Origin of the sequence: Streptomyces sp. RP5T (genome assembly GCF_003933965.1) — a bacterium.
Classification (GTDB): Bacteria; Actinomycetota; Actinomycetes; order Streptomycetales; family Streptomycetaceae; genus Streptomyces.
On sequence record NZ_RSAJ01000270.1, the window covers coordinates 1 to 10,977 of the forward strand.

The following is a 10,977-nucleotide window of genomic DNA, read 5'->3' on the forward strand; positions in this document are numbered from 1 at the left end:
CCCCGAGGTCACCCCCGACAGCTCCGCCATCTGGAACTACCTCCCCATGGCGCTGATGTCGGTCTCGATGATGCTCATGTACATGAGGCCCGGTGGTTCGAAGAGCGGCGCCTTCATCTACCTCGCTCTGGGCATGATGGTGGTCTCCGCGGCCGCCATGATCCTGGGTCAGCTGGTGCGGCGCAGCAGCGAGCGCAAGCAGCGGCTCAAGGGTGAGCGGCGGGACTACCTGCGCTATCTGCGTCAGACCCGGCGCAAGGTGCGCGGTGCGGTGGCCGATCAACAGCGGGCCCTGGCCTGGCGCCACCCGGCGCCGGCCGGGCTGTGGTCGCTGGTGGGCACGAGCCGGCTGTGGGAACGCAGGCCGACCGACGACGACTTCGGCGAAGTGCGGGTCGCGGTCGGCGACCAGAAACTGGGACTGCGGCTGGCCCCGCTGTCCACCAAGCCGGTGGAGGACCTGGAGCCGCTGAGCGCGCACGCCCTGCGCAGCTTCATCCGGGCCTACTCCACCGTGCCCGACCAGCCGATCGCCGTCTATCTGCGCACCTGGGCCAGGGTGCTGTTCCGCGGCGACGAGGACCGCGTCCACGCACTGGCGCGGGCGATGGTGGCGCAGCTGGCCGTGGTCCACTCCCCCGAGGATCTGTGGATCGCGGTGTGCACGTCGGACGCGCGGCGCGCCGACTGGGACTGGGCGAAGTGGCTTCCCCACAACCTCCACCGGCAGGACGTCGACGGCGCCGGTGCGGTGCGGATGATCGTCTCCTCCGTCAACGAACTCGACCATCTCCTCGGCGCCGAGTTCGCCGAACGACCCCCCTTCGAACCCGACGCCATGGCTGGGCGCGAGGAGCCCTATGTCGTGGTGATCCTGGACGGGGCCACGGTCCCGAGCGGGCATCGGATGGACGGTTCCGGCTTCCGCAACGGGGTCGTCCTCGACCTGGACGGCTCGCTCACCTGGCGGCCGGGCCGGGCCACGCTCCGGCTCGACCTGGCCGAGGAGGTCATGCGGCTGGTGCGTACCGACCGCGAACGCAAGGAGCAGCTCACGCCGCTGGGAGTGCCGGACCGCATGGAGGTCGTCGCGGCGGCCTCACTGGCCAAGCGGCTGGCCCCCTACCGGATGGGCTTCGCCCAGGAGTCCTCCGAACCCCTGGCTGCCGAGGTGGAGTTGACCTCCCTGCTCGGCATCCCCGACCTTCATCGGCACGAACCGGCCTCGCTGTGGGGGCGGCGTACCCGGTCGGAGCGGTTGCGGGTGCCGATCGCGGTGGGGCCGGACGGGACGCCGGTGGAACTGGACATCAAGGAGTCCGCGCAGGGGGGCACGGGTCCGCACGGCATGCTCATCGGTGCGACGGGTTCGGGCAAGAGCGAGCTGCTGCGCACCCTGGTGCTCTCGCTCGCCCTGACCAACTCCTCCGAGACGCTCAACTTCATCCTGGTGGACTTCAAGGGTGGCGCGACCTTCCTGGGGCTGGACCAACTGCCGCACACCTCCGCTGTCATCACCAACCTCGCGGACGAGGTGGCGTTGGTCTCCCGTATGCAGGACGCCCTGCACGGTGAACTCATCCGCCGCCAGGAGCTCCTGCGTTCCGCCGGCAACTACACGTCGGCGCTGGAGTACGAGAAGGCCCGGGCCGACGGAGCGCCGCTGGCGCCGTTGCCGAGTCTGTTCGTCGTGGTCGACGAGTTCAGTGAACTCCTGGCCGCGCACCGCGAGTTCATGGAGCTCTTCGTCATGATCGGGCGGCTCGGCCGCAGCCTCGGGGTGCATCTGCTCCTCGCCTCCCAGCGCCTGGACGAAGGCCGGATGCACCAGCTGGAGTCCCATCTGTCGTACCGGATCGGTCTGCGCACGTTCTCCGCGATGGAGAGCAGGGGCGTCCTGGGTGTGCCCGACGCCTATGAGCTGCCTCCGCGCCCCGGAAGCGGATACATCAAGACCGGTATCGAGGCACTGACCCGGTTCCGTGCCGCCTATGTCTCCGGCCCCTACCGCCGCCGCAGCGGAAGCGCCCACCAGGCCCGGGTGGCCAGTCAGGTGGTGCCGTGGACGGCGTCCTGGGTGGTGCCCCGGCAACTGCCCGACCTGCCGGAGAACGAGCCGGAGACGCCGAACGAGGAAGAGGGCGACTCCCTGTTGTCCATCGCCGTCGACCGGATGCGCGACGCGGGTCCCCCCGCCCATCAGGTCTGGCTGCCGCCGCTGAACGAGCCGTCCACGCTGGACGAGCTGCTCGGCCCGCCGGCACCCGACGCCACGTACGGACTGACCTGCGACCGCAGCCGGCGGGGCCGGCTCGTCGCACCGGTGGGCATCATCGACCGGCCCTTCGACCAGCGCCGGGACGAGCTCCAGGTGGACCTGTCCGGTGCGGGCGGCCATGTGGCCATCGCGGGCGGCCCGCAGAGCGGGAAGTCCACCCTGCTGCGCACGCTCATCACCTCGCTGGCGCTCACGCACACCCCCCGCGAAGTGCAGTTCTACTGCCTCGACTTCGGCGGCGGCACCCTGGCCGGCCTCACCGGACTCCCCCACGTCTCGGGCGTCGCCACCCGTATGGACAAGGAGCGGGTCGGCCGTGTCATCTCCGAGGTGACCTCTCTTCTCGCGCGGCGGGAGAAGTTCTTCCTCGACCACGGCATCGACTCCATGGCCACCTTCCGGCGACGCCTGGCGGCGGGGGACTTCCCCGACGAGGCCCACGGGGACGTCTTCCTGGTCATCGACGGCTGGTCCACCGTCCGCCAGGACTACGACCGGGACATCCAGACCTTCAACTCCATCGCCGGCCGCGGCCTCAACTACGGCATCCACCTCGTCATCACCACCGCCCGGTGGGTCGAACTGTCCTCCAGCATCCGCGACCAGTCCGGCACCCGGCTGGAACTGCGCATGGGCGATCCGATGGACTCCGGAATCGATGTGCGCAAGGCCGCCGGTGTTCCGCGCATCGCCGGCCGCGGACTGACCCGCGACTCCAAACTCCACTACCTGGCCGCCCTGCCACGCATCGACGGCCGACCGCGGTCCGACGACCTCTCCGACGGCGTCGCCGACCTGGTCGCCCGGGTCCGCGAGCACTGGAGCGGGCCCCCCGCTCCCCCGGTACGGATGCTGCCCACGCTCCTGCCCGCTTCCGAACTCCCGCCCGCCGAGGGCGACATCCGCATCCCCCTGGGCATGGGCGAGGACCGGATGGACACCCTCTGGCACGACTTCAGCACCAACCCGCACCTCATCGTCGTCGGCGACACGGAGAGCGGAAAGACCAACCTGCTCCGTCTGATGGCCAAAGCCGTCACCGACCGCTACACACCTGACGAAGCCCGCATCATGGTCGTGGACTACCGGCGCGAACTCGTCGAAGCCGTGCCCGAGGAATACCGGCTCGGCCACGCCGTCTCCATCGACGCCCTCAAGGAACTCGTCGAGGGAGCCTCACGCGCCGTACGCTCCAGGCTTCCGGGCCCCGACATCTCCCCCGCCCGCATGCGGCTGTGCGACTGGTGGACCGGCCCCCGGCTGTTCGTGCTGGTCGACGACTACGACATGGTCGGTGGCGGCGGCCCTCTCAACCAGCCCTTCGCCCCCCTGATGGACTACCTCACCCTGGGCTACGAAGTCGGCATGCACCTGATTGTCGCCCGCGCGGCAGCCGGTGCCGGCCGCGGACTCAACGACCCCCTGATGCGTCGCCTGCAGGAGGTCAACTCCCCGGGAATCCTGCTGTCCTGCCCACCCACCGAGGGGTACGTCTTCGGCAACGTCAAGGGCCGGAATCTCCATCCGGGACGCGGTACCCACATCACCCGTCGCACGCAGGTGGAGGTCCAGACCGCGCTCCTCGACCCGGACGCCGCCGGTGCGGGCCCCCTGCGGTCGGGGTCCTGATGCCGGGCCACCGATGTGCCGCGGGTGCGGGATCAGACGTGTCCCGCACCCGCCCCGGAGGGACGGTTGCGAACCGCCGGCCGCCAGCCGCGGCGCTTGCCCTGGGGCACGATCACCATCGCGGCACCCACCAGCACGGCCACCACGAGGGCGACTCCGCCGAGCAGCAGGGACCGCTCGCGGGGCTCGTCCGACGCGGCCGGGGGCAGGTGCGCGGGCGCGGCCTCGGCCTCGGCGGCGGGTGCGCGGGTCGGCAGGACGGCCGTCAGGCCGGCGTAGACATCCAGCTTGGGGACCCCGTCGGGGTAGGCGGCCTCCAGCAGTCTGCGGGACACGTCGGCCGCCGAGAGAGCGGGCTGGTAGGAACGGATCAGCGCCGCCGCCCCTGCCACGTGCGCGGCCGCCAGCGAGGAGCCCGAACCGATGAAGTGACCGCTGCCCTCGGGTCCGATGCCGACCACGGAGTCACCGGGCGCCGCCAGATCGGGGGCGAGCACCGCGGGCGCGCCCTGGGGACGGGTGCCGGCCGGGCCGTAGTCGACGACCGACAGCACCTCGGGTACCGCGGCGGGCCAGTACTTCCTGGCCCGGGTGTCGGGCTTCCCGTCGGGGCCCTCGGGAACGACATCGGGTGCCGCGGGTGCGACGACCAGCGCATCCTTGCCACGGGCGTAGGCGACCGCCCGGGTCAGCTCCTCGGCGCCGGAGGTCAGGGCCTGGCCCACGTACACGACCTTGGCCCCGTCGTCCACGGCGGACCTGATGCCGTCCGCGACCAACGCGGCGGAGGCGTTGCCGCGTTCGTCCGTCCCCCGTACCGCGAGAACGCGTGCGGCGGGCGCGACACCTGTCACGGCGCCGTTGCCGAGGGGGGCACCCGCGATCAGCCCCGCGGCGAACGTTCCGTGGCCCACGCAGTCCTCGCCCGCCCGGCCCTCCGCCGTGACACGGCCGGACAGCGCGGGGCTCCGGAGCCCGACCCCGGTGTCCACCACGGCCACGGTCACTCCGGCGCCCTGCGACAGCTGCCAGGAGCGCGACAGTTGGAGCGCCTGGTGCTTCCAGGACCGGGACTCGGCCGTCTTCGTCGAAGCGGTGGCGCAGGCGTCGTCGGCAGCCATCCGCAGCCGCAGCGGAGGCAGGCTCACCGGACCGCCGTCGTCGGCCTGGGCCAGTGGGGACATCACCAGAGCGGGAAGTGCGACTGCCGCCGCGAGTACTGCAGCCCGGCGGTAACGGTCAGATTGCATACGGCAGATGATATGGGATCAGCATCCGGGTTCCGGGCCAGGCCCATCCACCAGCAAACCAGGAGGGCGTGACGTGTCACGGCAGGTACTTACGGTCGATCCGGAGCACCCGGAGGGATTCCGGACGATCGCTGCGGCACTGGCCACGGCACGAACAGGCGCGGTGATCCGCGTGCGCCCCGGCCGGTATGCCGAGAACCTCACGGTCCGCGCACGGGTGACCCTCGTGGCCGACGGGGAGCCGGGAAGTGTGGAGATCTGTCCACGGCGGGGTACGGCGCTGACGCTGGTGGCGGACGCGGTGATGCTGACCGATCTGGTGCTGCGCGGGGGCAGCGAGGACGTGGCCGTGGTGGACGCGCCGCGCGGTCAGGTGGCCATGGACAACTGCACGGTCGTCGGGTCGGGCTGGGTGGCGGTGCTGGCGCGCCAGACGGGTTCGCTGGCGATGCGGGGCTGCCGGGTCACCAACCGTGAGGGTGCCGGGATCGTGGACACGTCCGAGACCGGAAGCGTCATCGAGAACTGTGTGCTGGAGAATCTGGGCACCTCCGCAGTCGTCCTGAGTGAGGGCGCCCGCTCCACCGTCCGTGACTGCCGGATGCGCGATGCGCGGGGCAACGGCGTCCTGGCCAACGGCCAGGCTCAGGGGTCGATCGAGTCGTGCGACATCACCGGGACGGACAAGCCCGCGATCGCGTTGGAGGGCGACTCCACGACGTACGTCGTGCGCACCACCGTGCGGGACACCTCCGTCGGCGTCTACGTGACCAGTTCCTCGCGTCCTGTGCTGGAGCAGGTGTCGGTGTCCGGTACGACCGGGCCGGGCATCGCCCTCTCGGCAGGCGCCGACCCCCTGGTGCGGCGGTGTGCCACCACCCGGACGAAGAGCCACGGGCTGATGGTCTCGGAGCGTTCGCGCGGGACCTTCGAGGACTGTGAGTTCGATTCCGCGGGCGGAGCGGCGATCCTGGTGGCCGACTCCAGTTCGCCGTCGTTCTTCCGCACGCTGGTGCGCGACTGCGCCGACCCCACGGCCGCGGTGCAGCTCACCGAGGAGTCGACCCCGGAGTTCGACCGGCTGGAGGTGTCGGACGCCCGGGGCAGCGCGATCTCGGTCCGCTCGCGCGCCAATCCGCTGATCCGGCACGCCCGCATCACCGCTCCGGGCCGCTTCGGTGTCGAAGTGGGTGAAGAGGGCCGCGGGCGGCTGGAGTTCTGCACCGTCGAGAGGGCTGTCGGCGCCGGGATACGCGTCGCCGACGGCGGCAGCACCCAACTGGACGACTGTGTGCTGCGCGCCTCCGGCGACTCCGCCGTCTCCGTCGGCCGCGAGGGCGTCGCCACGGTCCGCGACGTCGAGATCGACGGAAGCGGCGCCTCCGGCGTGGCCGTGGAGGACGGCGGTGAACTGGCCCTGACCAGGGCGCTCATCACCGGAGCGGCAGCGCACGGCGTCCTCCTGGCGACCGGGTCCCGTGGTGAGCTGCGCGCCTGCGGCATCAGCGGCAGCGTCGGGGACGGCATCCGCATCGACACGGCCGAGCCGGTCACCGTGAGCGACTGCACCGTCCGCGACAACCGCGGCGCCGGGCTGACCCAGATCCGGGCCAGTGAGCGGCTGGAGGTGCTGGATCTGACCAGCTCGGACAACGCCGCACCCGACCGCTGGGGCTCCGAGGTGACCGCGCAGGCCGGTGAACGCGCCGCGGGCAAGGAGCCGGGCCGCACCGGACCGCAGGACGCACTGGAGGAGTTGGAGGAGCTGATCGGCCTGGACGGCGTCAAACACCAGGTGCGCACTCTGGTGAACCTCAACCAGCTCGCCCAGCGGCGCCAACGGCTGGGCATGCCCGTGCCGTCCATGAGCCGGCATCTGGTGTTCGCGGGGCCTCCCGGCACCGGCAAGACCACCGTGGCCCGTCTCTACGGCTCCATCCTCGCCCAGCTGGGCGTGCTGCCGGAGGGGCATCTGGTCGAGGTCTCCCGCGCCGACCTCGTCGCCCAGGTCATCGGCGGTACGGCGATCAAGACCACCGAGGCGTTCAAGAAGGCGCTCGGGGGCGTGCTGTTCATCGACGAGGCCTACACCCTCACCTCCGGGGGCTCCTCGAACGACTTCGGCCGCGAGGCGGTGGACACCCTGCTGAAGCTGATGGAGGACCACCGCGAGGACGTGGTGGTCATCGCGGCGGGTTACTCCACCGAGATGGAGTCGTTCCTGTCCTCCAACCCGGGCCTCGCCTCGCGCTTCACCCGCACGATCGAGTTCGACAACTACTCGGTCGACGACCTGGTGACGATCACGGAGAGCATGTGCCGCTCCAACCAGTACGAGTTGGGGCCGGGTACGACGACGACGCTCGCGGCCCACTTCGAGGCGATGGAGCGGGGCGCCACCTTCGGCAACGGGCGGGCGGCACGCCGGGTCTTCGAGGAGATGGTGGACCGTCAGGCCGTCCGGCTCGCCACGATGACCGAGCCCGCTGAGCGGGACCTGACGCTGCTGCTGCCCGAGGACGTCAGCGAGGCGGCGACCACCCGGCAGCAGGAGGCCGACGACCGGGAGACGATGCTCGCCAAGCTGACGGCCATGGTCGGTCTGCACGCCGTCAAACGCGAGGTCACCGACCTGGTCAGCCTGCTCACCACGGCCAAACAGCGCGAGGCCGCCGGACTGCCGGCCCCACGCATCAGCCAGCATCTGGTCTTCTCCGGTCCGCCCGGCACCGGTAAGACCACCGTGGCCCGCCTCTACGCCGGGCTGCTGGCCTCCCTCGGTGTACTGCCCCGCGGTCAGCTCGTCGAGGTGGCGCGCGCCGACCTCGTGGGCCGCTATGTCGGCCACACCGCGCAGCTCACCAAGGACGTGTTCGAGAGCGCGATGGGCGGTGTGCTGTTCATCGACGAGGCATACACCCTCACCCCCGAGGGAGCGGGCCAGGACTTCGGCCGCGAAGCCGTGGACACGCTGCTGAAGCTGATGGAGGACCACCGTGACAAGGTGGTGGTCATCGTGGCGGGCTACACCGACGAGATGCGGCGGTTCCTGGCCTCCAACCCCGGCCTCGCCTCACGTTTCTCACGTTCCGTGGAGTTCGAGAACTACTCCACCGACGAACTGATCACCATCGTGCAGCGGCATGCCGAGGAGTCCGGTTACACCTGCTCGGCGCAGACGCTGGAAGCGCTGCACCTCCATATCGACGCCCTTCCCCGCGACCGCTCCTTCGGCAACGCGCGTCTTGCCCGGCAACTGCTGGAGACGATGATCACGCAGCAGGCCCGACGACTGACGGCGCTTCGCCAACCGAGCGTGGACGACCTGCGGACCCTGCTGCCGGAGGATCTGCCGCTCGCCGCGCCGGGCGTGCGGGGGCAGGGGTGGTGAGATCCGCCCTCCGCCCTGTTCTCCGCGCCGACGAAGTTGTCGCCGAGATCCCAACGGGTGTCGCGAAGGTACAAGCTTTCGCCGTACGGCCGTTCCTACTCTGGGCTGCACTTCAACCGTCAACGATCTACCGCCCGCGGGTGCCGCCTGCCCTGCACGCCGGCCTCCGAGGAGACGGCCACGATCTCCGCCTGTCCATCCCGTGATGCCGTGGCCGAGCCACCCGTGAGCTGAGCGCTGCACGAAATGACAGGAGCACGTGATGTCAGTTGCCGAAGTCATCGCGGTCGCCGGAGCGGCCGGCCGGCATGGCGACAGGGCGCTCACCCGGAACACGGTCGAGGCCGATCCGAACGACGAGCGAGCGATCGTACGGATCGTCGAGCACGACGGGTTACCGGGAGACACGTCAGGACGTGTCACCTCGGCGACCGTTCCAGCAGTCGCCGGAAGGTGAGCGGCACTGTGAACGAAAGGCAAGGTCAGACCCTGCTGTACGGCATGCTCGGCCCGGTCCAGGTGCTGCGTGGTGACATCCCCGTGGAACTGGGGCCACGGCAGCGCCGCGTGCTGCTCACCCGCCTGCTCATCGAGGACGGCCGGCCCGTCTCGCTGGGCGAGCTCTGCGGGGATCTGTGGCAGGGGGACCTGCCACGCGGAGCGGTCTCCTCCGTCCGCGCGCACATCAGCAGACTGCGCTCGGTGCTCGACCCGGCGCGGCAGGGCCGTTCCCCGGTCCTGGTCAACAGTGCCGCCGGCTACGCCCTGAAGGTGCCGCGGGAGGCGCGGGACACGGTTCTCTTCGACCAGTCCGTGGCCCGGGCCCGCCAGGCCCTGCGGAGCGGCCAACTAGTGGTGGCACGCGACGAAATAGAAGCCGGACTCCGACTGTGGCGCGGTGAGGCCCTGGGAGAGGCCGCCCAGCACGCCTTCGCGGCACGTGAGACAGCCCGGCTCACCACCGCCCACCAGGACGCCAGAGAGCTGCAGGCCGCCATCCTCATCAAGCTCGGCGATGTGGAGCGGGCGATCGGCGTCGCCGAGAGCCTCACCATCACCGCTCCGCTCCGTGAGGACGGCTGGGCCCTGTTGATGCGCGCGCTGTACGGAGCGGGCCGGTCGGTCGAGGCACTCCAGCAGTACGAGTCGTTCCGTTCCATGCTGGCCAAGGACCTCGGCCTGGATCCCAGCCCCGGACTGCGCGACCTGCACACCGCCATCCTGCGGCACGACGCGGGAGTCCTCGGCGATCAGCGCCCCTCTCGCTACACCGCCCCCTTCTCCGCCGCCCGGCCCGCCACCGAACCACTGGTGGGCCGGGCGGAGGAGACCGCCCACATGGCCACCGTCCTGGAGGCCGCGGCAGCGGGCCGCACCCAGTGGGCCGTGCTCTCCGGCGAGCCGGGGGCAGGAAAGACCCGGCTGCTGGACGAGATGTCCGCCCAGGCCGAAGCCGCCGGATTCACCGTCGCCCGCGCCAGTGGCGGCCAGGCGCTCAGGGAGAACCAGGGCATGACTCTGGCGTGGCCCACCGCCCAACTCCTGGACGGTCTGGGTCAGGAGAGGTCCGCCACGCCGGAACGGGACGACGTAGACGAGAGGCCGCTCGCAGTCCTCCTGAGGGAACTGGGCCGGGGGCCCGCTCTCTGCCTGATCGACGACCTCGACTGGGCCCCACCCGAGTTCCACGCTCTGCTGCGCGAACTGGCCGCCGTCCTGCGGGACGCCCCCGTCGCCGTCGTCTGCGCCCTGCGGAACGCCGATGACCCCGCGGTCGGCGGACTGCTGGCCGACCTGGCCCGTCGCGGCGCCACCTGGCTGCATCTGGAGCCGCTGTCGGTCGCCGATGTGGCCGAGCTGCTCACCGCCCGTGGGGAAAGTGCCTCCGCCGGGGAGGCGGCCGTGCTGCACCGGCGCGGTGAGGGCAATCCGTTCATCCTCGGCGAGTTGCTGAAACTCCCACCCGACCGGCGCACCGGCCCCGCGGCACGGGTGCCGGCCTCGGTGCACAGCGTCATCCAGGCGCGACTGGCCGAACTGCCCGCCGAGGTCAGGACGTTGCTCACCTATGCCGCCGCCGACGGCGAGTCGCTGGACATCGACCTGCTCGCCGAGGTCCGAGGCATGGCGCGGGAGCGGCTGCTGCCGTTGATCGACGTCGCTGTCACCGCGCGCATCCTGGTCTGGGACGCGGATCCCGACGAGCACACGACGGGGCGGTACCGCTTCCCCGAGCTGCACCGGGAAGTGGTGCTCTCCGCCCTCACCCCGTCCTCCAGACAACTGCTGCACACCGCGTTCGCCCGTGCGCTGACACACAGGAGAGGCGCCGAACAGGCGCGGCTGGCCCGGCATCTGCGCGCGGCGGGCCCGATGGCCCCGGCTGCGGAACCAGGACGCTGACCCGCCTCCCCGCACCTCGTCACCCC

General features: G+C 71.1%; 5 protein-coding genes. 3 read left to right on the plus strand and 2 right to left on the minus strand.

Going from position 1 to position 10,977, the window contains the following annotated elements; genetic code table 11:
- Positions 1 to 3,907 (plus strand): type VII secretion protein EccCa (eccCa, locus tag EHS43_RS25445; RefSeq protein ID WP_185806399.1); only part of this gene is annotated, 3,907 nt, incomplete at its 5' end.
- 32 nt (positions 3,908 to 3,939) lie between these two features.
- On the opposite strand, the gene EHS43_RS25450 is transcribed toward eccCa, so the two are convergent.
- On the minus strand, positions 3,940 to 5,157 hold the full coding sequence (locus tag EHS43_RS25450) for a S8 family serine peptidase (RefSeq protein WP_125193090.1): 1,218 nt from the start codon (positions 5,155 to 5,157) through the stop codon (positions 3,940 to 3,942).
- A gap of 73 nt (positions 5,158 to 5,230) precedes the next feature.
- Here EHS43_RS25450 and EHS43_RS25455 point away from each other — a divergent pair, with 73 nt between their 5' ends.
- Positions 5,231 to 8,548 (plus strand): right-handed parallel beta-helix repeat-containing protein, encoded by a 3,318-nt coding sequence (locus EHS43_RS25455; protein WP_125193091.1) that lies wholly within the window; start codon positions 5,231 to 5,233, stop codon positions 8,546 to 8,548.
- A 265-nt stretch (positions 8,549 to 8,813) separates the two neighbouring features.
- Here EHS43_RS25455 and EHS43_RS48055 read toward each other — a convergent pair whose 3' ends face one another.
- Positions 8,814 to 8,936: a hypothetical protein gene (locus EHS43_RS48055; RefSeq protein WP_260470704.1), complete on the minus strand. Its 123-nt coding sequence runs from the start codon at positions 8,934 to 8,936 to the stop codon at positions 8,814 to 8,816.
- 77 nt (positions 8,937 to 9,013) lie between these two features.
- On the opposite strand from EHS43_RS48055, the gene EHS43_RS25460 reads away from it, so the two are divergent.
- On the plus strand, positions 9,014 to 10,951 hold the full coding sequence (locus EHS43_RS25460; RefSeq protein WP_260470705.1) for a BTAD domain-containing putative transcriptional regulator: 1,938 nt from the start codon (positions 9,014 to 9,016) through the stop codon (positions 10,949 to 10,951).
- Positions 10,952 to 10,977: the final 26 nt, after the last annotated feature.